Origin of the sequence: Kosakonia sp. CCTCC M2018092, assembly GCF_003864115.1 — a bacterium.
Lineage (GTDB): Bacteria > Pseudomonadota > Gammaproteobacteria > Enterobacterales > Enterobacteriaceae > Kosakonia > Kosakonia cowanii.
The window spans coordinates 1,467,678-1,490,987 of the sequence record NZ_CP034225.1; the positions used below are offsets into that span (position 1 = coordinate 1,467,678).

General features: G+C 57.2%; 22 protein-coding genes. 18 read left to right on the top strand and 4 right to left on the bottom strand.

The annotated features are described in order from the left end of the window. Positions 1 to 184: 184 nt before the first annotated feature. Positions 185 to 2,185, bottom strand: a complete 2,001-nt coding sequence (gene mnmC / locus EH164_RS06950; protein ID WP_206430696.1) for a bifunctional tRNA (5-methylaminomethyl-2-thiouridine)(34)-methyltransferase MnmD/FAD-dependent 5-carboxymethylaminomethyl-2-thiouridine(34) oxidoreductase MnmC — start codon at positions 2,183 to 2,185, stop codon at positions 185 to 187. 155 nt (positions 2,186 to 2,340) lie between these two features. Here mnmC and fabB point away from each other — a divergent pair, with 155 nt between their 5' ends. The 3 genes from fabB (at position 2,341) to EH164_RS06965 (ending at position 6,536) form a co-directional block, all read left to right on the top strand. Continuing rightward, complete coding sequence (gene fabB / locus EH164_RS06955) at positions 2,341 to 3,555, top strand: beta-ketoacyl-ACP synthase I (protein WP_023479827.1); 1,215 nt, start codon at positions 2,341 to 2,343, stop codon at positions 3,553 to 3,555. A gap of 254 nt (positions 3,556 to 3,809) precedes the next feature. Then, positions 3,810 to 4,994, top strand: coding sequence for an MFS transporter (locus EH164_RS06960; RefSeq protein WP_124967741.1), 1,185 nt, complete (start codon positions 3,810 to 3,812; stop codon positions 4,992 to 4,994). A 108-nt stretch (positions 4,995 to 5,102) separates the two neighbouring features. Continuing rightward, positions 5,103 to 6,536 carry a 6-phospho-beta-glucosidase gene (locus EH164_RS06965; RefSeq protein ID WP_124967742.1) on the top strand — a complete coding sequence of 478 codons (1,434 nt, stop codon included), beginning with the start codon at positions 5,103 to 5,105 and terminating at the stop codon, positions 6,534 to 6,536. Between the two features lie 96 nt (positions 6,537 to 6,632). Here the strand turns inward: EH164_RS06965 and flk are convergent, their stop codons facing one another. Continuing rightward, positions 6,633 to 7,640, bottom strand: a complete 1,008-nt coding sequence (gene flk / locus EH164_RS06970; RefSeq protein ID WP_034813031.1) for a flagella biosynthesis regulator Flk — start codon at positions 7,638 to 7,640, stop codon at positions 6,633 to 6,635. Positions 7,641 to 7,753: 113 nt separating this feature from the next. Here flk and pdxB point away from each other — a divergent pair, with 113 nt between their 5' ends. The 15 genes from pdxB to hisP all read left to right on the top strand — a co-directional run bounded on the left by pdxB (position 7,754) and on the right by hisP (position 21,994). Then, positions 7,754 to 8,890 (top strand): 4-phosphoerythronate dehydrogenase PdxB, encoded by a 1,137-nt coding sequence (pdxB, locus tag EH164_RS06975; protein WP_124967743.1) that lies wholly within the window; start codon positions 7,754 to 7,756, stop codon positions 8,888 to 8,890. Positions 8,891 to 8,946: 56 nt separating this feature from the next. Continuing rightward, on the top strand, positions 8,947 to 9,960 hold the full coding sequence (locus EH164_RS06980; RefSeq protein ID WP_124967744.1) for an aspartate-semialdehyde dehydrogenase: 1,014 nt from the start codon (positions 8,947 to 8,949) through the stop codon (positions 9,958 to 9,960). Continuing rightward, on the top strand, positions 9,960 to 10,772 hold the full coding sequence (gene truA, locus EH164_RS06985) for a tRNA pseudouridine(38-40) synthase TruA (protein ID WP_124967745.1): 813 nt from the start codon (positions 9,960 to 9,962) through the stop codon (positions 10,770 to 10,772). The genes EH164_RS06980 and truA overlap by 1 nt, the downstream gene beginning before the upstream one ends. Before the next feature lie 25 nt (positions 10,773 to 10,797). After that, entirely contained in the window at positions 10,798 to 11,457 is a 660-nt protein-coding gene (locus tag EH164_RS06990) for a DedA family protein (RefSeq protein WP_023479742.1), read from the top strand. Positions 11,458 to 11,560: 103 nt separating this feature from the next. Beyond that, positions 11,561 to 12,475, top strand: a complete 915-nt coding sequence (accD, locus tag EH164_RS06995; protein WP_124967746.1) for an acetyl-CoA carboxylase, carboxyltransferase subunit beta — start codon at positions 11,561 to 11,563, stop codon at positions 12,473 to 12,475. 192 nt (positions 12,476 to 12,667) lie between these two features. Next, entirely contained in the window at positions 12,668 to 13,936 is a 1,269-nt protein-coding gene (gene folC, locus EH164_RS07000; protein ID WP_124967747.1) for a bifunctional tetrahydrofolate synthase/dihydrofolate synthase, read from the top strand. Further along, positions 13,926 to 14,612, top strand: coding sequence for a cell division protein DedD (gene dedD / locus EH164_RS07005; RefSeq protein WP_124967748.1), 687 nt, complete (start codon positions 13,926 to 13,928; stop codon positions 14,610 to 14,612). Before folC ends, dedD begins: the two co-directional genes overlap by 11 nt. Before the next feature lie 220 nt (positions 14,613 to 14,832). After that, positions 14,833 to 15,321 (top strand): colicin V production protein, encoded by a 489-nt coding sequence (cvpA, locus tag EH164_RS07010; RefSeq protein ID WP_124967749.1) that lies wholly within the window; start codon positions 14,833 to 14,835, stop codon positions 15,319 to 15,321. Between the two features lie 116 nt (positions 15,322 to 15,437). Continuing rightward, positions 15,438 to 16,955, top strand: coding sequence for an amidophosphoribosyltransferase (purF, locus tag EH164_RS07015; RefSeq protein WP_023479726.1), 1,518 nt, complete (start codon positions 15,438 to 15,440; stop codon positions 16,953 to 16,955). 94 nt (positions 16,956 to 17,049) lie between these two features. Beyond that, positions 17,050 to 17,631 (top strand): UbiX family flavin prenyltransferase, encoded by a 582-nt coding sequence (locus EH164_RS07020; protein WP_023479639.1) that lies wholly within the window; start codon positions 17,050 to 17,052, stop codon positions 17,629 to 17,631. Between the two features lie 269 nt (positions 17,632 to 17,900). Further along, entirely contained in the window at positions 17,901 to 18,683 is a 783-nt protein-coding gene (argT, locus tag EH164_RS07025; RefSeq protein WP_023479789.1) for a lysine/arginine/ornithine ABC transporter substrate-binding protein ArgT, read from the top strand. A gap of 264 nt (positions 18,684 to 18,947) precedes the next feature. After that, positions 18,948 to 19,730 (top strand): histidine ABC transporter substrate-binding protein HisJ, encoded by a 783-nt coding sequence (gene hisJ / locus EH164_RS07030; protein ID WP_124971329.1) that lies wholly within the window; start codon positions 18,948 to 18,950, stop codon positions 19,728 to 19,730. An 83-nt stretch (positions 19,731 to 19,813) separates the two neighbouring features. Then, positions 19,814 to 20,500, top strand: coding sequence for a histidine ABC transporter permease HisQ (locus tag EH164_RS07035; protein WP_023479875.1), 687 nt, complete (start codon positions 19,814 to 19,816; stop codon positions 20,498 to 20,500). Then, the gene (locus EH164_RS07040; protein ID WP_023479676.1) at positions 20,497 to 21,213 is read left to right on the top strand and encodes an ABC transporter permease; all 717 of its coding nucleotides are present in this window, start codon (positions 20,497 to 20,499) and stop codon (positions 21,211 to 21,213) included. Before EH164_RS07035 ends, EH164_RS07040 begins: the two co-directional genes overlap by 4 nt. A 7-nt stretch (positions 21,214 to 21,220) precedes the next feature. Then, the gene (gene hisP / locus EH164_RS07045; RefSeq protein ID WP_023479919.1) at positions 21,221 to 21,994 is read left to right on the top strand and encodes a histidine ABC transporter ATP-binding protein HisP; all 774 of its coding nucleotides are present in this window, start codon (positions 21,221 to 21,223) and stop codon (positions 21,992 to 21,994) included. A 239-nt stretch (positions 21,995 to 22,233) separates the two neighbouring features. Here the strand turns inward: hisP and EH164_RS07050 are convergent, their stop codons facing one another. Continuing rightward, the gene (locus EH164_RS07050; protein WP_241175013.1) at positions 22,234 to 22,836 is read right to left on the bottom strand and encodes a hypothetical protein; all 603 of its coding nucleotides are present in this window, start codon (positions 22,834 to 22,836) and stop codon (positions 22,234 to 22,236) included. After that, complete coding sequence (locus tag EH164_RS07055; RefSeq protein WP_124967750.1) at positions 22,805 to 23,302, bottom strand: GNAT family N-acetyltransferase; 498 nt, start codon at positions 23,300 to 23,302, stop codon at positions 22,805 to 22,807. The genes EH164_RS07050 and EH164_RS07055 overlap by 32 nt, the downstream gene beginning before the upstream one ends. Positions 23,303 to 23,310: the final 8 nt, after the last annotated feature.

A 23,310-nucleotide genomic window follows, 5' to 3' on the forward strand; every position in this document is an offset into this window, starting at 1 on the left:
GGTTGGGTATGCACGGATTGCCGGATGGCGGCTCCGCCTTATCCGGCCTACGGGTCAAGGATGCGGAAACGTGTATGGAGCGGCTGAAACGGCGTAGGCCGGATAAGCGTTTACGCGCCATCCGGCAATGGGTTTTCGGCAACGTATTGATGGTGACATCTGGCGATATACTTGCCGCAATCCCTTATTTCACCACTTTTCCCTTCAACAACTTTCTCACCCATAACCGATTTGGGTTCATCGCTGCCAGCGTTTCGCCATCCAGCGGAATGGGCTCGTTGCTCATCTGCGCGGCGAGGATTTCCGCCGCCAGCGGCGCGCTGCACAAGCCGCGCGAACCGAGCGCACCGATCATAAATAACCCCTCATGCACCGGCGCGCTGACTGCCGTCTGCGGATGTTCCGCAAGCTGTGCATAAGCCGACAACGTGGCACCGTAATCCGCCACATTACCGACCATCGGCAGATGATCGCGCGTGGCGCAGCGTACGCCGCAACGCGCCTCTCCGGCACTAACATCCACCGTTTGCGCCCATTCTGCCTGCGGGAAGCAGTCAATCAGGCGCTGGCGGTTCTGCTGCTGATCCGCTTCGCTGTAGGTCGCTTCCTGCTGGCCGCGATGGTAGCTCGCGCCGATACAGTGCTGATGATTATGCGGGTTGTGCGGCGTCAGATAGCCGTCATAACAGAGTACCTGGCGCAGACGGGCCAGCGGCTCGGTGGTAGGAATATGGCTTACCTGACCGGCCACCGGATAAACCGGCAACTTCTCCGTTTGGGAAAAGTGCTGAATGCGGTGACCGTTGGCCAGCACCACGCTCTCATGCTGGCGCTCGCTGCCATCGGCGAAACGCAGCTGCCAGCCATCGCTGTTCCGGACAAGCGCTTCAACCTCATGGCAATAGCGCACCTGCAAACCCTGTTCGATTCCCAGGGCGATAGCGCCCGCGGTCAATTGCGCCGGGCACAACCAGCCGCCAGCGGGGTAGGTGATACCGCCGCAACCGGTCTCCACGCCGCTCTGCGCCAGAACCTCCTGCGCATCGATGCGGTGCGCCAGTTCGTGGGGCAGTTCCAGCGTCAGCATCTGCTCGATTTTATGCTGGCTCTTCTCATCCCAGCCAGGTTGCGTGACGCCGCACCACTGGTGATCAAACGCCACCGGCAGCCCATCATACAGCCTGCGGGCAAAGGTAAATGCGGCGCTGAAAAAACGCGCCAGCGCCGGGTCGTGCGCGCTAAGCAGCGGGTAGAGTGCGCCCTGGCGATTACCGGATGCGCCCTCTGCCGGGGCGTCATCCGCGCAGTAGAGCGTGACCTGCCAGCCACGGCGCAGCAGCGCAAGGGCAAGCAGCGCGCTCGCCACGCCGCCGCCGACCAGCGCGACTTCCCGCGTATCCGCACCGCTGCGGGCAAACCACGGCGCGCGCGGTGCAGAAGCAATTCCCTTTTCCAGCACGCCGCTCAGCATCTCCCGCTTACGGCCAAAGCCTTTGCGCTTCTGCATGGTAAAGCCCGCTTCCTGTAAACCGCGGCGCACAAACCCGGCGGAGGTAAAGGTCGCCAGCGTCCCGCCAGGACGGGTGAGGCGCGCCATTGCCTGAAAAAGCGCGGGCGTCCACATATCGGGGTTTTTCGACGGCGCAAAACCATCGAGGAACCAGGCATCAACCTGCTGATTCAGGCTCTCATCGAGGGTATCGGTTAACTGATTGATATCGCCAAACCAGAGATCCAGCGTCACACTTCCCTCATCCAGCAACAGCCGATGACACCCGGCAAACGCCTGCGGCCACTGTGCCTGCAACTGCTCTGCAAACGGTGCCAGTTCCGGCCAGTGGGCGTGGGCTTTTTGCAGGTCATCGCGGGTAAGCGGAAATTTTTCGAAACTGATGAAATGTAATCTTTCCAGGTTAGCGTCAGGGTTATCGGCGCGAAAAGCGGCGAAAGCCTGCCACAGCGTGAAGAAGTTGAGGCCGGTACCAAAGCCGCTTTCCGCAACAATGAATAGCTTCCTTGAATGTTCTGGAAAACGCGTCTGGAGGTCGTTACCGCCGAGAAAAACATAGCGGGTCTCTTCAAGCCCGTTATCATTAGAGAAGTAGACATCGTCAAAATCTCGGGAAACAGGTGTACCCTCAGCGTTGAATTCGAGGTTGGCGGTCTGTATAGCGGTGTGTTTCACGTAAGTTACTCGTCCGGCAAGCAGTGCGCCGATCTTAACGAGGGTCAAAGAAAGGCGCAAATTTCTGTGTGAAATGTCTGATCGGACTTGTTCGGCGTACAAGTGTACGCTATCTTGCGACACGAAACTTAATTAGTGCGACTTAGGGGTATTGAATGAAGCGTGCAGTAATTACTGGCCTGGGCATCGTTTCCAGCATTGGTAGTAACCAGCAGGAAGTCCTGGCATCTCTGCGTGAAGGACGCTCAGGGATCACATTTTCTCAGGAGTTCAAAGATTCCGGCATGCGCAGCCACGTCTGGGGTAACGTCAAACTGGACACTACGGGTTTGATCGACCGTAAAGTGGTTCGTTTCATGAACGATGCCTCTATCTATTCCTACCTCTCCATGCAGCAGGCTATTGAAGATGCCGGCCTGAAAGAAGAGGTCTATCAGAACAACCCGCGCGTGGGCCTGATTGCAGGTTCCGGTGGTTCTTCTAAAGCTCAGGTCTTCGGCGCGGACGCAATGCGCACCCCGCGTGGTCTGAAAGCCGTTGGTCCTTACGTGGTGACCAAAGCGATGGCATCTGCGGTTTCCGCCTGCCTCGCCACGCCGTTCAAAATCCACGGCGTTAACTACTCCATCAGCTCCGCGTGTGCCACTTCCGCACACTGTATCGGTAACGCGGTAGAACAGATTCAACTGGGCAAACAGGACATCGTTTTTGCCGGCGGCGGCGAAGAGCTGTGCTGGGAAATGGCCTGTGAGTTCGACGCGATGGGCGCGCTCTCCACCAAATACAACGAAACGCCGGACAAAGCTTCCCGTACCTACGATAAAGAGCGTGATGGCTTTGTTATCGCTGGCGGCGGCGGCATGGTAGTGGTTGAAGAGCTGGAGCACGCGCTGGCGCGCGGTGCGCATATCTACGCAGAGATCGTCGGCTACGGCGCGACCTCCGATGGCGCTGACATGGTTGCACCATCAGGCGAAGGCGCAGTGCGCTGCATGAAGATGGCAATGCACGGTGTTGATACGCCGATCGATTATCTCAACTCCCACGGCACCTCCACGCCGGTTGGCGACGTGAAAGAGCTGGGTGCGATTCGTGAAGTGTTTGGTGATAACACGCCTGCCATTTCCGCCACCAAAGCAATGACCGGCCACTCACTGGGTGCAGCTGGCGTGCAGGAAGCGATCTACTCTCTGCTGATGCTGGAACACGGCTTTATCGCGCCAAGCATCAACATTGAAGATCTTGACGATCAGGCGGCGGGCATGAATATCGTGACCAAACCGACCGAGCAGACGCTGAACACGGTGATGTCCAACAGCTTCGGCTTCGGCGGTACCAACGCCACGCTGGTAATGCGCAAGCTGAAATAAGTGAGCGATTTCATTCATGTACTGCCACGGCTTTACATGAATGATTGAGCAGCTGAATTAAAAAAGGGAGCCCTCGGCTCCCTTTTTTTGGTATTGACAAGCCGTTGTTACGGCAGGCAAACTCCGGCCCAACATTATCGTTTTGATAATGCGTAAGCGTTTAACGTCAACCAACGCACCCTAATCCTGACTGTCAGGCGGAGGGGGCGTGGTCAAAATCTCTTCCCGCCTTGCTCTGCCCTATGGAGTAATGCATGTCCGTTCAAGCAGACGCTGTTCATACCCCTTCAGCCACGCATTCGCTGTTTCGCATCGCCTTCGCGGTGTTTCTTACCTATATGACGGTTGGCCTGTCGCTGCCGGTCATTCCGCTGTTTGTTCATCATGAGCTGGGCTTTGGCAACACCATGGTCGGTATCGCCGTTGGTGCGCAGTTTCTCGCCACGGTCTTAACGCGCAGCTACGCCGGTCGGCTGGCCGATCAATATGGCGCAAAACGCTCGGCGTTACAGGGCCTGTTTGCCTGCTCGCTGGCGGGTGTCGCCTTGCTACTGGCGGCACTTTTGCCGGTGGATGTATGGGCCAGGTTCGCGCTGTTGATTGTCGGGCGATTGATCCTCGGTTTCGGTGAAAGCCAACTGCTGACCGGCACGCTCACCTGGGGTGTTGGCCTGGTTGGTCCGGCGCGTTCAGGCAAAGTGATGTCGTGGGTCGGTATGGCAATTTATGGCGCGCTGGCCGCTGGGGCACCGCTCGGGCTGCTGATCAATAGTCATTTTGGCTTCACAGCGCTGGGGGCGATCTCTCTTCTCTTACCGCTGCTCGCCTGCCTGTTTAACGGTGGCGTGCGTAAAGTTCCGGCCCATGCCGGAGAGCGCCCGTCGCTCTGGAGCGTGGTCGGCCTTATCTGGCAGCCAGGTTTAGGGCTGGCGCTACAGGGCGTTGGCTTTGCGGTGATCGGCACCTTTATTTCCCTTTATTTCGCCAGTGAAGGCTGGTCGATGGCAGGCTTTACGCTCACCGCGTTTGGCGGCGCATTCGTTCTGATGCGCATCCTGTTTGGCTGGACGCCGGACCGTTTTGGCGGCGTGCGGGTGGCGCTCGTTTCTCTGCTGGTGGAGATCGCCGGGCTGGTATTGCTGTGGCAGGCCAGCGGGGCGTGGATGGCGCTGTTCGGCGCGGCGTTAACCGGCTGTGGCTGCTCGCTAATCTTCCCGGCGTTAGGCGTAGAAGTGGTGAAACGCGTACCGCCGCAGGTTCGCGGGACGGCACTGGGCGGCTATGCGGCGTTTCAGGATATTGCCTATGCCGCCAGCGGCCCGCTGACCGGCTTTCTGGCCACCTCGCTCGGTTACGCCTCCGTCTTTCTTGCAGGGGCGATTTCAGCGGCGATCGGCATTGTCGTAACGCTGATCGCGTTTCGACCGCGCAATAAATAGCAGCAAATACTCTCTTTGCAACCGGTTTCACAAAACGCGACCGTGGCGATGTCATCTCTGCGCGGTCGCGTTTATGCTTTTCGCACTGATGAGCGAAAGGAGAGAGATATGTCCGGTTTTAAAGCGGATTTTCTGTGGGGCGGGGCGGTTGCTGCGCATCAACTGGAAGGCGGCTGGCAGGAGGGCGGTAAAGGCGTCAGCGTGGCGGATGTGATGACCGCAGGCGCGCATGGCGTACCGCGTGAGATCACCGATGGCGTACTGCCGGGGAAAAACTACCCCAACCACGATGCTATCGACTTTTATCACCGCTACAAAGAGGACATCAAACTCTTTGCCGAGATGGGCTTTAAATGTTTTCGCACCTCGATCGCCTGGACGCGTATCTTCCCCAATGGGGATGAGCTGGAGCCAAACGAAGCCGGTTTGCAGTTCTACGACGATCTGTTTGACGAGTGCCTGAAGTACAACATTGAGCCGGTAATCACGCTATCCCATTTCGAAATGCCTTATCACCTCGTCAAAAAATATGGCGGCTGGCGCAACCGTGAAGTCATCACCTTCTTTGTGCGTTTTGCCACCGCCGTCTTCACGCGCTATCGCAGCAAGGTCAAATACTGGATGACCTTCAACGAAATCAACAACCAGGCTAACTACAACGAAGACTTCGCGCCGTTTACCAACTCCGGCGTGAAGTATCAGCCGGGCGAAGATCGCGAAGTGATCATGTACCAGGCCGCGCACTATGAGCTGGTAGCCAGCGCGCTGGCGGTGGAAGCGGGTCATAAAATTAATCCCGATTTCAAAATCGGCTGCATGATCGCCATGTGCCCGATCTACCCGCTCACCTGCGATCCGAACGACATGATGATGTCCGTAGTAGCGATGCACCGCCGCTACTGGTTCACCGATGTTCACGTGCGCGGTTACTACCCGCAGCATCTGCTTAACTACTTTGCCCGCCGGGATTTCAAGCTGGATATCACCGACGAAGACTTACAGATCCTCACCCGCGGTTGCGTCGACTACATCGGCTTTAGCTACTACATGTCTTTTGCCACCAAAGCGACGGAAGATAACCCGCAGCTTGATTACGACGAAACCAAAAGCCTGGTGAAAAACCCGTACGTAAAAGCGTCGGACTGGGGCTGGCAGATTGACCCGGTTGGCCTGCGCTACTCGCTGAACTACTTCTATGACCACTATCAGCTGCCGCTGTTTATTGTTGAAAACGGCTTCGGCGCTATTGATCAGTTGGGAAGCGACGGCGTGGTCGACGACCAGTACCGCATTGAGTACCTGCACAACCACATCCGCGAAATGAAAAAAGCGGTGGTGGAAGATGGGGTCGATTTGATGGGGTATACGCCGTGGGGCTGTATCGATCTGGTTTCTGCCGGCACCGGCGAGATGAAAAAACGCTACGGCTTTATCTACGTCGATAAGGACAACGAAGGCAACGGCACGCTGGCGCGCAGCCGTAAGAAATCCTTCTGGTGGTACCAGGATGTGATCAAACAGAACGGCGATAACATCAAGTAAGAGGTTGGGCCGTAGGTTGATAATGCGCCATCAGGTCATTGCCTGATGGCGCTTCGCTTATCAGGCCTGCGGTTTTTTTACAGGCTTACAGAAAAGTTAGATCACCAGCCACAGTACAAACATCACCACCAGCAGGGCAATAAAAAAGAGGCCCGGACGCATCGACATCGCTTTTACCGTATCGACTATCGGCGCGACGAAGGGGCTGTAAATCGGCTGCACATCACGCACCTCGATCATTCCCGACGCGCGCTCGGTGCGTCGTAAAAAGACCTGGTTGAGAATATCCTGCACCTGGGCATTGGTCAGCACCGTCTGCGGTGTGACCTGGAATGTCTGCTGCGCGTAATCGCTGATGCCGCGCCACTCGGCACTGTCCAGCGGCTGTTTCAGCGCGGCCTGCACCGTTTGCAGTGTCGGTGCCGTATGCGTCGCCAGCGTCTGGCGCGCCTGCAGCCAGGTCATCAGCGGCGTAAAATGTTTCGCCGGGATCAGCTCGCCGCTCTTCACGCCGGAGAGCTCCAGCATCGATTGCCAGATAAGCTTGCTCGATTCGCCGGTTGCCGCCGCCAGTTTCGTCACCGCCTGGTTGAGCGAGTTGTGCTCCGCCGCCACCAGTGGACGCTCGGTTGCCGGGCGCTGCTGCGGCTGCGGTATCGCAATCTGGTTGTTCTGCAACATCGTCAGCACGGTCTTTAACTGCTGCGGCGTAAGCTGGCTGAGCGCCGTCTGGCCGAACTCCTGACGAATAAAATCGCTCACCGCCTGGCGATTGTTCCCCTTGCCGAGCAGCTCGGTCAACTGGGTCACCATCTGGCGCGTGGTGTGGTTCTGCGTGGCCGTCTCCATACGCTGAGTCAGATTCTGCTCAGCCGCAGGGAAGTGGCGCGAGAGCAGGGGCGCATCGTTTTTCAGCCCCAGGTCATGCTTTACGCCTGCCCAGACTTCAGCGCTCTGCTGTTGCGTCAGGGCGATCAAACGCGTCACCAGCCGCTCCAGCACCGTACGCTGCTGGGTGGATAATGGCTGCTCGCCGACAGGGTTAGCGGCTTGCGGTGGCTCTTGCCCGGGAGGACGCGCGGGTGCGCCCGGAATGGGTTGAATCATGGGTTTCCTCTTACTCTCGCATGGCGGTGGCCGGCATTGCGGGTATGCCTGGCGGCGAGATTATGGCACACTTGCGCGCTCAACTCCCGCTCTCAAACAGGTACTGTAGTGTGAAAATCCTTGTTGATGAAAATATGCCTTACGCCCGCGATCTTTTTAGCCGACTGGGCGAGGTTAAGGCCGTTCCCGGACGGCCAATTCCGCTGGCGGAACTGGCTGATGCAGAAGCATTAATGGTGCGATCCGTCACCAGGGTGAATAGCGATTTGCTGCAAGGGACCGGGATCAAATTTGTCGGTACCGCCACGGCGGGGACCGATCATGTTGATGAGGCTTTTCTGAAACAGGCGGGCATCGCATTCTCCGCAGCACCGGGGTGTAACGCTATCGCCGTGGTGGAGTATGTCTTCTCCTCCTTATTAATGCTGGCGGAGCGCGACGGTTTTGCGCTCACGGACCGCACCGTGGGGATTGTCGGTGTCGGTAACGTCGGCGGCCGCTTACAGGCGCGGCTGGAAGCGCTGGGCATCCGCACGCTACTGTGCGATCCGCCGCGCGCCGATCGCGGTGACGCGGGCGACTTCCGCTCGTTGGATGAACTGGTCAATGAAGCGGATATCCTCACCTTCCATACCCCGCTGTTTAAAGAGGGGCGCTATAAAACCCTGCACCTGGTCGATGACGCGCTGCTTAGCCGCCTGAAACCTGGCACCATTCTGATTAACGCCTGTCGTGGGCCGGTGGTGGATAACGCCGCACTGTTGCAGCACCTGCAGGCCGGGCAGGATCTTAGCGTCGTGCTGGATGTCTGGGAGCCGGAGCCGGATCTCAACGTTGAGCTGCTGGCAAAGGTGGATATTGGCACGGCGCATATCGCGGGCTACACGCTGGAAGGGAAAGCGCGCGGCACCACACAGGTGTTTGAAGCCTATAGTGAATTCCTCGGCCAGCCGCAGCAGGTGGCGCTGAATACGCTGCTTCCTGCGCCGGAGTGCAGTCGCATCTCCCTTCATGGTCCGGTCGGGCAGGCAATGTTAAAAAGGTTGGTGCATTTGGTGTATGATGTGCGCCGCGACGATGCCCTGCTGCGAAAAGCGGCGGGCACACCGGGTGAGTTCGATAAGTTGCGTAAGCACTATCTTGAGCGCCGTGAATGGTCGTCACTCACCGTTGAGTGCGACGACGCGGACGCCTCGGCGCTGCTGCAAAAACTGGGCTTCGACGCCGTTTATCACCCGGTACGTTAATTCATCTTTATGCTCCCCGTCGCCGACGGGGACGCTTTTTTCTGGAGTGAATCACCATGTCTGAAGGCTGGAATATTGCCGTTCTCGGCGCCACCGGCGCGGTCGGAGAAGCCTTGCTCGAAACGCTGGCGGAGCGCCAGTTCCCGGTTGGCGAACTCTATGCGCTGGCAAGGAGCGAAAGCGCCGGAGAAAACCTGCGTTATGCCGGTAAAACCGTACGCGTAGAAGATGCTGCCGAATTCGACTGGACGCAGGCGCAGCTGGCGTTCTTTGTCGCTGGTGCGCAAGCCACTGCCACCTATATTGAAGAAGCAACCAATGCCGGTTGTCTGGTGATCGACACCAGCGGTCTGTTTGCCCTCGAGCCGGACGTGCCGCTGGTGATGCCGGACGTCAACCCGTTCGTGCTGGCGGATTACCGCAACCGCAACGTTATCGCTATCCCGGACAGCCTTACCAGCCAGCTGCTGGCAGGACTGAAGCCACTGATCGACGAAGGCGGCCTGTCGCGTATTGCCGTGACCAGCCTGCTCTCTGTTTCCCGCAGCGGTAAACAGGCGGTAGATGCGCTGGCAGGGCAGAGCGCTAAGCTGCTGAACGGTATTCCCATTGATGATGATGACTTCTTCGGTCGCCAGCTGGCATTCAATATGCTGCCGCTGCTGCCGGACAGTGAAGGCAGCGTGCGCGAAGAGCGCGTCATTATCGATCAGATGCGTAAAATCCTGCAGGACGACGGGCTGATGATCTCCGCTAACTGTGTGCAGTCGCCGGTCTTCTACGGTCACGCGCAGATGGTGAATTTTGAAGCGTTACGCCCGCTGGCGGCGGAAGAGGCGCGCGATGCATTTGCCCGCTTTGAGGATATTGCGCTCTCTGAAGCGAATGCGTTTCCGACCCAGGTGGCGGATGCGTCCGGTCAGGCGCATCTCTCCGTCGGCTGCATCCGCAACGACTACGGCATGCCGGAGCAGATCCAGTTCTGGTCAGTCGCTGATAACGTCCGCTTTGGCGGTGCGCTGATGGCGGTGAAAACCGCGGAGAAACTGGTGCAGGAGTATCTGTACTGATGCAGGAAGAAACCACCGCGCCGCGCTACAAAATCGCGCTGGGAATTGAGTATGACGGCAGCCACTACTATGGCTGGCAGCGTCAGCAGGAAGTGCGCAGCGTGCAGGAGAAGCTGGAAAAGGCGCTCTCGCAGGTCGCCAATGAGCCGATCTCGGTCTTTTGCGCCGGGCGCACCGATGCTGGCGTGCATGCGACAGGACAGGTGGTCCATTTTGAGACGACTGCGCTGCGCAAAGACGCCGCCTGGACGCTGGGCGTAAATGCGAATTTGCCTAAAGACATCGCGGTGCGTTGGGTAAAAGATGTGCCCGATGATTTTCATGCGCGTTTTAGCGCGACGGCTCGCCGTTACCGCTACGTCATTTACAATCATCGCTTGCGTCCGGCGGTGCTTGGTCATGGTGTTACGCACTATCATCAGCCGCTGGATGCCGAACGCATGCACTGCGCTGCGCAGTGCCTGATTGGCGAAAACGACTTTACCTCGTTTCGCGCCGTGCAGTGCCAGTCGCGTACGCCCTGGCGCAATCTGATGCATATCAACGTCAGCCGCTACGGCACCTATATTGTGGTCGATATCAAAGCCAATGCCTTTGTACATCATATGGTCAGGAATATTGTCGGCAGCCTGATGGAAGTAGGCGCCCACAACCAGCCGGAGAGCTGGATAGCAGAGCTACTGGCGGCAAAGGACAGAACGCTTGCAGCAGCAACGGCGAAAGCGGAAGGGCTCTATCTGGTGTCGGTGGATTATCCATCCCACTTTGCGCTGCCCGCTGCGCCAATGGGCCCGCTGTTCCTGGCGGACTAGTCGCACATTAATAAGGCATAAGTAGATGGACTTAATACGCTTCCTGATTGACTTCATTCTTCACATTGACGTTCACCTCGCTGAGCTGGTGGCGCAGTATGGCGTCTGGGTCTATGCGATCCTGTTTATTATTCTCTTTTGCGAAACGGGTCTGGTGGTCACGCCGTTCCTGCCGGGCGACTCGCTGCTGTTTGTCGCGGGCGCGCTGGCGTCTCTTGAGACCAACGATCTCAATGTGCATATGATGGTGCTGCTGATGCTGGTGGCCGCTATTGCGGGCGATGCGGTGAACTACACCATCGGGCGGCTGTTCGGTGAGCGGTTATTCAGTAACCCCAACTCAAAGATTTTCCGTCGTAGCCATCTTGATAAAACGCATCAGTTTTATGAGAAACATGGTGGGAAAACGATTATTCTCGCGCGTTTTGTGCCGATTGTGCGTACTTTTGCACCTTTCGTTGCCGGCATGGGGCATATGTCTTATCGCCATTTTGCTCTCTATAATGTCGCGGGCGCGCTGCTGTGGGTGTTACTTTTCACCTACGCCGGATACTTCTTTGGCACCATCCCGATGATTCAGGAGAATCTCAAGCTGATGATTGTCGGAATTATCGTAGTGTCTATACTTCCCGGGGTCTTTGAGATTATCCGCCATCGCCGCGCCGCGTCCCGGCAGACAAAATAATCACCTGTTGGCGGTTCGACCACTTTTTTATCCCAAGTTGCGAACCGTTATGTTTTAATGTGCCCCAGTCAAGGGCTACCAGGTTCATGTAGAAAGGTTATCAATGAGCTGGATTGAAAGAATTAAAAGCAACATCACCCCCACCCGTAAGGCGAGCATCCCTGAGGGCGTGTGGACAAAATGCGATAGCTGTGGTCAGGTGCTTTACCGCGCCGAACTGGAGCGTAACCTTGAAGTCTGCCCAAAATGTGATCACCACATGCGGATGTCAGCGCGTAATCGCCTGCATAGCCTGCTGGATGAAGGATCGCTGGTTGAACTGGGCAGCGAACTTGAGCCGAAAGATGTGCTGAAGTTCCGCGACTCGAAGAAGTATAAAGACCGTCTGGCGACAGCCCAGAAAGAGACCGGCGAGAAAGACGCGCTGGTCGTGATGAAGGGCACGCTGCATGGCATGCCGGTTGTCGCAGCGGCCTTTGAGTTCGCGTTCATGGGCGGTTCGATGGGTTCCGTAGTTGGTGCGCGCTTTGTGCGTGCGGTTGAGCAGGCGCTGGAAGATAACTGCCCGCTGGTCTGCTTCTCCGCTTCCGGCGGTGCACGTATGCAGGAAGCGCTGATGTCGCTGATGCAGATGGCGAAAACCTCTGCGGCGCTGGCGAAAATGCAGGAGCGCGGTCTGCCGTACATCTCCGTGCTGACCGACCCGACCATGGGCGGCGTTTCCGCCAGCTTCGCGATGCTGGGCGATCTCAACATCGCTGAGCCGAAAGCGCTGATCGGCTTTGCCGGCCCGCGCGTTATCGAGCAGACCGTGCGCGAGAAACTGCCTGCCGGTTTCCAGCGCAGTGAGTTCCTGATCGAAAAAGGCGCTATCGATATGATTATTCGCCGCCCGGAGCTGCGCTTTAAGCTGGCGCGTATTCTGGCGAAGATGATGAATCTGCCGGCGCCGGATGCGGACGATACGCATATTGGCACGGTGGTAACGCCAGAGCCGGATCAGGAAGGCGAAGCCTGATAATACACGTCACGCTTTCTGCTGCAGGTGCGTTGACGCGCCTTGCTTAGCTCGCTCTTCCTCCATACCAGGAAAGCGGGATGGCTATGTGACCACGCGCCAGCAGCAAAACGAGCATGTGTATACTCATGAGGGCAGGGCCAGAAGGCACTGCCCTTTTGCTTTTCAAACCGCACACTATCAACGGGCATCATGGACACTCTCTCTACTCCGCAAGCCACGTCGCCCCTGGCCGCATGGCTCTCTTATCTGGAACAGCTGCACAGTAAACCTATCGATTTAGGGCTCGATCGCGTAAGCCAGGTGGCGACGCGGCTTGATGTGCTGCGTCCCGCACCTTTTGTCTTCACCGTCGCCGGAACCAACGGCAAAGGCACCACCTGCCGCACGCTGGAGTCGATCCTGCTGGCGGCCGGTTATCGCGTGGGCGTTTACAGCTCGCCGCATCTGGTGCGCTACACCGAACGCGTACGTGTGCAGGGCGGGGAGCTGGCAGAAAGCGCGCACACCGCTTCCTTCGCGGAGATCGAAGCCGTGCGCGGCGATATCTCTTTAAGCTATTTTGAATTTGGCACCCTGTCGGCGCTGTGGCTCTTTAAGCAGGCACAGCTGGACGTGGTGATCCTCGAAGTGGGCCTCGGTGGACGTCTTGACGCCACCAATATGGTCGATGCCGATGTCGCGGTGGTCACCAGCATTGCGCTCGATCATACCGACTGGCTCGGGCCGGATCGTGAAAGCATCGGTCGTGAAAAAGCGGGTATCTTCCGCACCGGCAAACCCGCGGTGGTTGGCGAGCCGGATATGCCGCACACCATCGCGGAGGTGGCGCAGGAGAAGGGCGCGCAGCTGTTACAGCGCGATGTGGCGTGGCACTACGAGGCTGGCGCACAGAGCTGGCGTTTTCGCGATGCGCAGGGCGAGCTGAACGATCTGCCGCTGCCGCAGGTACCGCAGCCGAACGCGGCTACCGCGCTGGCCGCGCTGCGTGCCAGCAACCTGGTGGTAAGCGAGCAGGCGATCCGCGACGGCATTGAGCGGGCGATTTTACCCGGTCGTTTTCAGATTGTGAGCGAATCACCACGCCTCATCCTGGATGTCGCGCATAATCCTCATGCCGCAAGCTATCTTGCCGGACGCTTGGCAGCGCTGCCGAAAAGCGGTCGCGTGCTGGCGGTGGTTGGCATGCTGCATGATAAAGACATTAGCGGAACGCTTGCCTGTCTGGAGCCGGTGGTCGATAGCTGGTATTGTGCCCCTCTGGAGGGGCCGCGCGGCGCGACGGCGGAGCAGCTGCTGGTGCACCTGACGTCGGGGCAAGCATTCCCGGACGTGGCCCAGGCCTGGCAGGCGGCAATGGCGGAGGCCGACGCCTGCGATACCGTGCTGGTGTGTGGCTCGTTCCACACCGTGGCGCATGTCATGGAAGCGATGGAAGCGGGGAGAACCGGTGGCAAGTAAGTTTCAGAACCGTTTAATGGGCACCGTTATACTGGTCGCGCTCGGGGTGATTATTCTTCCCGGGCTGCTCGACGGGCAGAAAAAGCATTATCAGGATGAGTTCGCGGCGATCCCGCTGGTGCCGAAGCCGGGCGATCGCGACGAACCGGATATGATGCCGGCCGCAACCCAGGCGCTGCCCGCGCAGCCGCCGGAAGGTGCTGCGGAAGAGGTGCGTGCTGGCGATGCCGCCGCGCCGTCACTTGATGCTTCAAGGCTTGCGGCAAACAGTAATCCCGACCCGGAAGTGACCACCACGCCGGTAACGCCGAAGCCAAAACCTGTTGAAAAGCCGCAGCCTAAACCGCAGCCGCAACCGCAGCCTGTGCGCGAGCAGCAGACGGCGGCGAACGAGGCTCCGCCTAAAGCGCAGGAGGAGAAACCTGCTCCGACCGGCAAAGCTTATGTGGTCCAGCTGGGTGCGCTGAAAAACGCCGATAAAGTGAATGAAGTGGTAAGTAAACTGCGCGCGGCGGGCTATCGCGCTTACACATCGCCGACGACGCCAGTTCAGGGTAAAATCACCCGCATTCTGGTTGGCCCTGATGCTTCGCGCGATAAACTCAAAGCGTCGCTTGGTGAGCTGAACCAGCTGTCAGGACTCAATGGCGTGGTGATGAACTACAGCGCCAATTAACCGCGCAACCCTGCGCTAATTTGCTGGCAATGGCCCGTAAAACGGGGCAGGGAAGCCAGATAAATGTGCGGTCATTAGGGCCAATGTTCTGCTGGCGTTGAATGTTTTTTCAGCGCCATTTTTATTTCCGCGCGGGAAGGAAATCCCTACGCAAACGTTTTCTTTTTCTGTTAGAATGCGCCCCGAACTGGATGACAGGGCGTAAAATCGTGGGACACATATGGTCTGGATTGATTACGCCATCATCGCGGTGATTGGTTTTTCCTGTCTGGTAAGCCTGATCCGCGGCTTTGTTCGTGAAGCGTTATCGCTGGTGACATGGGGTTGTGCTTTCTTTGTCGCCAGCCATTACTACACTTACCTGTCAGTCTGGTTCACGGGCTTTGAAGAGGAACTGGTACGTAATGGAATTGCCATCGCGGTGCTGTTTATCGCGACGTTGATTGTGGGCGCTATCGTTAACTACGTTATCGGTACGCTGGTGGAGAAAACCGGCCTGTCGGGTACAGACAGGGTGTTGGGGATCTGCTTTGGTGCGCTTCGCGGCGTGCTAATCGTCGCCGCCATTCTGTTCTTTCTGGATACCTTTACAGGCCTGTCGAAAAGCGAAGACTGGCAAAAGTCGCAGCTTATCCCGCAATTCAGCTTCATCATCAGGTGGTTCTTTGACTATCTGCAAAGCTCGTCGAGTTTCTTGCCCAGGGTTTAAGCCCTGAGATGTGGCTTAGAGTTTGGTTTAACAGGCTGTTTTCGCGCGCTGTACCTGTTCATGTGGTACTTGACGATTACGCCTGGTAAACCAAGCTCTTAACGAGGAAAAGACGTATGTGCGGTATTGTCGGTATCGCCGGTTTCATGCCGGTAAACCAGTCGATTTATGACGCGTTGTCGGTGCTGCAGCACCGTGGGCAGGATGCAGCGGGCATCATCACCATTGATGCCAATAACTGTTTCCGTCTGCGTAAAGCGAATGGCATGGTGAATGATGTATTTGAAGCCCGCCATATGCAGCGCCTGCAGGGCAATATGGGGATTGGCCACGTTCGTTACCCCACCGCGGGCAGCTCCAGCGCTTCAGAAGCGCAACCCTTTTACGTTAACTCCCCGTACGGCATTACGCTTGCGCACAACGGCAACCTGACCAACGCGCACGAACTGCGTAAAAAGCTGTTCGAAGAGAAGCGTCGCCACATTAACACCACCTCAGATTCTGAAATCCTGCTCAATATTTTCGCCAGCGAGCTGGATAACTTCCGTCACTATCCGCTCGAAGCGGATAACGTATTCGCCGCGATTGCCGCGACCAACCGCCAGATCCGTGGTGCCTACGCCTGCGTGGCGATGATTATTGGTCACGGTATGGTTGCCTTCCGCGACCCGAACGGCATTCGCCCGCTGGTGCTGGGCAAGCGCGAACTGGGCGATGGCCGCACTGAATATATGGTGGCATCGGAGAGCGTAGCGCTCGATACGCTGGGCTTTGAGTTCCTGCGCGATGTCGCCCCGGGCGAAGCGGTTTATATCACCGAGAAAGGACAGCTTTACAGCCGTCAGTGCGCGGAAAACCCGGTCAGCAACCCGTGCCTGTTCGAGTATGTCTACTTTGCGCGCCCGGACTCTTTCATCGACAAAATCTCCGTCTACAGCGCCCGCGTCAATATGGGCATGAAGCTCGGCGAGAAGATCGCCCGCGAGTGGGAAGATCTCGATATTGACGTGGTGATCCCGATCCCGGAAACCTCCTGCGATATCGCACTGGAGATCGCCCGCATTCTGGACAAGCCTTACCGTCAGGGTTTTGTGAAAAACCGCTACGTTGGCCGCACCTTTATCATGCCGGGCCAGCAGCTGCGCCGTAAATCGGTGCGCCGCAAGCTGAACGCCAACCGCGCCGAGTTCCGCGATAAGAACGTATTGCTGGTGGATGACTCCATCGTACGCGGCACCACCTCGGAGCAGATTATCGAGATGGCGCGCGAAGCCGGGGCGAAGAAAGTTTACCTCGCTTCCGCGGCACCGGAAATTCGCTTCCCGAACGTCTACGGTATTGATATGCCGACCGCCAATGAGCTGATTGCTCACGGTCGTGAAGTGGATGAAATCCGCCAGATCATCGGCGCAGACGGGCTGATTTTCCAGGATCTCAACGATCTGATTGATGCCGTACGCGCAGAGAACCCGGACATTCAGCAGTTTGAGTGCTCGGTATTTAACGGTATTTACGTCACCAAAGATGTCGATCAGCAGTACCTCGACTACCTCGACTCCCTGCGTAATGACGATGCCAAAGCGGTACAGTTGCAGAACGAAGTTGAAAGCTTAGAGATGCACAACGAAGGCTAATCCCGCCGCGCCCCTCGCTTGAGGGGCGCAACTTGTTGCAACACCCTCTGTAATCAGGCAAAGTTTGCGCTTATGTTAGCGGGTGGATAAGCAGATGAAACGACTGATTGTGGGCATTTCCGGCGCCAGCGGCGCAATTTATGGCGTTCGCCTGTTACAGGTGCTGCGCGATGTCGCTGAAGTAGAGACCCATCTGGTGATGAGCCAGGCCGCCCGGCAAACCCTCTCACTTGAAACCGACTACTCCCTGCGCGATGTACAGGCGCTGGCAAACGTGGTGCATGACGCCCGCGATATTGCCGCCAACATCTCCTCTGGCTCGTTCAAGACCGCAGGCATGGTGATCCTTCCCTGTTCTATCAAAACCCTTTCCGGCATTGTCCACAGCTACACCGACGGGCTGCTGACCCGTGCCGCAGACGTGGTGCTGAAAGAGCGTCGCCCGCTGGTGCTCTGCGTGCGTGAAACGCCGCTGCATCTTGGACACTTGCGCCTGATGACCCAGGCGGCAGAACTCGGTGCGGTGATCATGCCCCCGGTGCCCGCCTTTTACCATCGTCCGCAGAGCGTGATGGATATCGTCGATCAGACCGTCAACCGCGTCGTGGATCAGTTTGATATCGAACTGCCGGAAGATCTCTTTGCCCGCTGGCAGGGCGGCGATGCTGCAAAATAGTGCAACGTATCGCCGGATGCGCTTTTTTAGGGCAATTTTGTAAGCGCGATCATATCCTCAACATTTAATCCTCTTTTCCCCCGCTTACTGCTGCGGTTCGTTCCGCAGACCTGCTATCTTTCATCACAACGGTCAATCTGCAACGTTTTATTAACAATTCCCGCGCCGCATTATTTCGCCACCGGGAAAGTGGCATAAGACGTGCAAGGCTACTGGCTGCAACACAACACACGACACAATAAAAAAAACAGCACACTTGAGGGTAATGTATGAAGAAGACGGTCCTCGCTCTGTCTTTACTGCTGGGGCTCTCCGCCACCGCCAGCGTTTATGCAGCGCTTCCCCAGACAGTCCGTATCGGCACCGATGCCACCTATGCACCTTTCTCCTCGAAAGATGCGAAAGGGGAGTTTGTGGGCTTTGATATCGATCTTGGTAATGAGATGTGCAAACGCATGCAGGTGAAATGCACCTGGGTCGGCAGCGATTTCGATGCCCTGATCCCCTCGCTGAAAGCGAAGAAGATTGACGCCATTATCTCGTCACTCTCCATTACCGAAAAACGCCAGCAGGAGATCGCCTTCTCCGAGAAGCTCTACGCGGCGGATTCACGCCTGATTGCCGCCAAAGGCTCACCCATCAAACCGACACTGGAGTCGCTGAAAGGTAAACATGTCGGCGTGCTGCAAGGCTCAACGCAGGAAGGTTACGCCAACGATAACTGGCGCAGTAAAGGCATCGACGTGGTCGCCTATCAGAATCAGGATCAGATCTACTCTGACCTGGCTGCCGGTCGTCTCGATGCGGCATTCCAGGATGAAGTAGCCGCCAGCGAAGGCTTCCTGAAACAGCCTGCGGGCAAAGAGTTTGCTTTTGCTGGCCCATCGGTGAAAGACAAAAAGTACTTTGGCGACGGCACCGGGATTGGTCTGCGTAAAGATGATACCGAGCTGAAAGCGGCGTTCGACAAAGCCTTTACCGAGCTGCGTAAAGATGGAACCTACGACAAGCTCGCCAAAAAGTATTTCGACTTTAACGTCTACGGCGAGTAAGGCTGTGCGGTCTGCGCCAGCGGGCCGTGAGGGAAACGCTGCGCCATGCGCCTTTCGCGGCATGGTGCAGCAAACGGTGCCTGTTCCAGCGTGGTGCAGCGGCTGCATCACAACAGTGCAGAGCTGCATAGTTACGCATTCAGATTGCAAAAAAAGTTAGGCTGCCGCGTTTATCTTTTGCCTTGCCGGGGGAGATGATGGCACGATAACGCACCGTTAAGTTGTGAGAATTCCCTTAGGAAAGACAGTCTGTTGAGGATAATGATGAAAAAATTGGTGCTCTCCCTTTCTCTGGTGCTCGCTGTATCCAGCGTCTCTACTGTATTTGCTGCCATCCCGCAAAAATTACGTATCGGTACCGATCCGACTTATGCCCCGTTTGAATCAAAAAATGCGCAGGGTGAGTTAGTCGGTTTTGATATCGATCTGGCAAAAGAGCTCTGTAAGCGCATTAATACGCAGTGTGTGTTCGTTGAGAACCCGCTGGACGCGCTGATCCCCTCTTTAAAAGCGAAGAAAATCGACGCGATTATGTCTTCCCTGTCGATCACTGAAAAGCGCCAGCAGGAGATTGACTTCACCGACAAGCTCTACGCGGCGGATTCCCGCCTGGTGGTAGCAAAAGATTCTGATATCCAGCCGGAGCTGGACAAGCTGAAAGGCAAACGCATCGGCGTATTGCAGGGCACCACCCAGGAGACTTACGGCAACGTGCACTGGGCGCCGAAAGGGGTCGAAATTGTCTCCTATCAGGGGCAGGACAATATCTACGCCGACCTGACCGCAGGCCGCATTGACGCCGCGTTCCAGGATGAAGTAGCCGCCAGCGAAGGTTTCCTGAAAACCCCGATGGGCAAAGCCTACAAATTCGGCGGGCCGTCGATTAAAGATGAGAAGCTGTTTGGCGTCGGCACCGGTATGGGCGTGCGCAAAGGCGACAGCGAACTGCGTGAAGCGCTGAATAAAGCCTTCGCCGAGATGCGCGCTGATGGCACCTACGACAAGCTGGCGAAAAAGTATTTCGATTTTAATGTTTACGGTGGTTAATCCCACACAACACTAACGTGCGACCCCTCCCGCAAGGGAGGGGAAGAGACACGGCAAACACCACACACGACAGGACAGGATGCATGCTGCACGGGTTTTCTCAAGTGATATTCCAGGGCGCGCTGGTGACCCTCGAGCTGGCGCTCAGCTCGGTGGTGCTGGCGGTGCTGATTGGCCTGGCGGGCGCGGGCGCGAAGCTGTCGAAAAGCCGCGCGCTGGCGCTGATTTTTGAAGGCTATACCACCCTTATTCGCGGCGTGCCCGATCTGGTGCTGATGCTGCTTATTTTCTACGGCCTGCAAATTGCCCTTAATGCCATTACCGACGCGCTCGGCATGGCGCAGCTGGATATCGATCCGATGGTGGCCGGTATCATTACCCTAGGCTTTATTTACGGCGCTTACTTTACCGAAACCTTTCGCGGCGCTTTTATGGCGGTGCCGAAAGGGCAGATTGAAGCAGCGACGGCGTTTGGCTTTACCGGCCGCCAGGTGTTCCGCCGTATTCTGTTCCCGGCGATGATGCGTTTTGCGCTGCCGGGCATCGGCAACAACTGGCAGGTGATCCTGAAAGCGACCGCGCTGGTTTCATTGCTCGGGCTGGAAGATGTGGTGAAAGCGACCCAACTCGCCGGCAAAAGCACCTGGGAGCCGTTCTACTTCGCCATTGTCTGCGGCGCGATCTATCTCATTTTTACCACGGCCTCCAACGGCGTCCTGCTGCTGCTTGAACGCCGCTACTCGGTGGGTGTGAAGAGGGCCGACCTGTGATTGAGATTATTCAGGAGTACTGGCAATCCCTGCTCTGGAGCGACGGCTACCGTATTACTGGCGTGGCGATTACGTTATGGCTGCTGATCGCTTCCGTGGTGATGGGCGGCATTCTGGCGCTGTTTCTTGCTATCGGGCGCGTCTCCAGTAACAAATTCATCTGCTTCCCGATCTGGTTATTCACCTATATCTTTCGCGGCACGCCGCTCTATGTGCAGCTACTGGTCTTCTACTCCGGCATGTACACGCTGGAGATCGTGAAAGGCACTGAACTGCTAAACGCCTTTTTCCGCAGCGGCCTCAACTGCACGGTGCTGGCGCTGACGCTCAATACCTGCGCCTATACCACCGAGATTTTCGCCGGGGCGATCCGCTCGGTGCCGCACGGTGAAATTGAAGCGGCGCGGGCGTATGGCTTCTCATCCTTTAAAATGTACCGCTGCATTATTTTGCCTTCGGCGCTGCGTATCGCGCTGCCGGCCTACAGCAACGAGGTGATCCTGATGCTGCACTCCACGGCGCTGGCCTTTACCGCGACGGTGCCGGATCTGCTGAAAATCGCCCGTGATATTAACTCCGCCACCTACCAGCCCTTTACGGCGTTCGGTATTGCGGCGGTGCTCTATCTCATTATTTCGTATGTCCTGATTAGCCTCTTCCGCCGCGCGGAAAAGCGCTTTTTACAGCATATGAAGCCCTCTTCGACGCACTGAGAGCACGATGTCTGAGAATAAATTAAACGTTACCGATCTGCATAAGCGCTACGGCCAGCATGAAGTTCTGAAAGGGGTGTCGTTGCAGGCTAACGCCGGGGATGTGATCAGCATCATCGGCTCCTCCGGCTCCGGCAAAAGCACCTTCCTGCGCTGCATCAACTTCCTTGAGAAACCAAGCGAAGGCACCATTGTGGTGAGCGGGCAGAATATCAATCTGGTGCGTGACAAAGATGGTCAGCTGAAAGTGGCCGACAAAAATCAGCTGCGCCTGCTGCGCACGCGTCTGACGATGGTGTTCCAGCACTTCAATTTGTGGAGCCACATGACGGTGCTGGAGAACGTGATGGAAGCGCCGATTCAGGTGCTGGGGTTAAGCAAGCAGGAAGCGCGCGAGCGGGCGGTGAAATATCTGGCGAAAGTGGGCATCGATGCGATGCAGCAGATCAAGTATCCGGTGCATCTCTCCGGCGGCCAGCAGCAGCGCGTGTCGATTGCCCGCGCGCTGGCGATGGAGCCGGAAGTGCTGCTGTTCGATGAACCGACCTCAGCCCTCGATCCGGAGCTGGTGGGTGAAGTGCTGCGCATCATGCAGAAGCTGGCAGAAGAGGGGAAAACCATGGTGGTGGTTACCCACGAAATGGGCTTCGCCCGCGATGTCTCCAGCCATGTGATCTTCCTGCATCAGGGCAAAATTGAAGAAGAGGGCACGCCGGATGAGCTGTTCGGCAACCCGAAAAGCCTGCGCTTGCAGCAGTTCCTCAAGGGATCGCTGAAGTAAGCCATGACTGCCTGATGGCGCTACGCTTATCAGTCCTGGGGGGGAGCGCTGTTGCTGGCCGGATAAGGCTAACTCTCCGCCTGATGGCGCTACGCTTATCAGGTCTGGGGGAGCGCTGTTGCTGGCCGGGTAAGGCGAACTCTCTGCCTGATGGCGCTACGCTTATCAGGCCTGGGGGGAAGTGTTGCTGTAGGCCGGATAAGGCGAACGCCGCCATCCGGCACTGCATTGTTGCAACATCACTTATCCGGGCGATTAACCGGCCACCAACCTTGCGGAATACCTGAGGCGGAAATAAAACGGTAATGGGTGAATATCGCCCCACGTGCGGAGACGCGCTTCTCAAGCTGAACCGTTTGCGCACCGGGCGGCACAAGCGCGTCGCGGGTGCAAATCTCCACCGGACGGTTTAACCACGCATCGTAAAATCGCAGCCCCGCCGGGCAGCGGTTGGCGCGGCTGATAATCGGGCCTGGGTGGGCGATGGTAAAAGTCACCTCGCTCTGTACTATTTCACTTGCGGTAAACTTTACCCACGCTTCCGGCACGTTCCACAGCGTTGCAATGCAATACATAAAGAGAGCCACAAAGCCGATCAGCTTACTGCGCAGCCTGGTGATAAAAGGGATACGCCAGATGATCAGCAGGCTTAACACTACGGCAACGATTAATACCGCCCAGGTGTCCGGCGCACCCGCTTGCAGGTAGACCCGGTTGTCAAGCCCGACGGCGTAAAGCAGCCATATTAACCACAGAAAGAAGAACAGCACGCACAAGGCGAGCTGCACTCTCCCCGATCGCAATATCCGTTTAGCGTTTTTCACGGCGATAGATCCAGTCATCGTAATATTTCCCGCGCAGCAAATAGGCCTGCTCCAGCACCTGTACGCGGGTGAAGCCGCTCTTCTCCAGCACCCGCACCGAGCCGAAGTTGTCCGACAGCACCCAGGCATTAAGGGCGTGAATATCGCGCTGGGTAAAGGCGAAGTTGCACAGGGCGGCAACGACTTCTGACGCCACGCCCTGGCCCTGCGCTTCAGGCAGGATCGAGTAGCCGAGATCCGCTTCCTGAAGAAGATGCGGACTCGGGCGCAGGCCGACATCACCGATTGCACGGCCTTGCTCATCGCGGATCACAAAGGCATTCGGATCGTTAAGCCGGTCTTCAAACAGGGTGCGGATCTGGCTTTCAGAGGCGATCTCCGCCATATAGCGCATCACGCTTTTATCTTGCCGTATCTGCAAAAAGAAGGGCCAGTCAGACGCCTGAAATGGCGTCAGGGTAAAACGGGGGGTCTGCAACGTCATTACGCGTC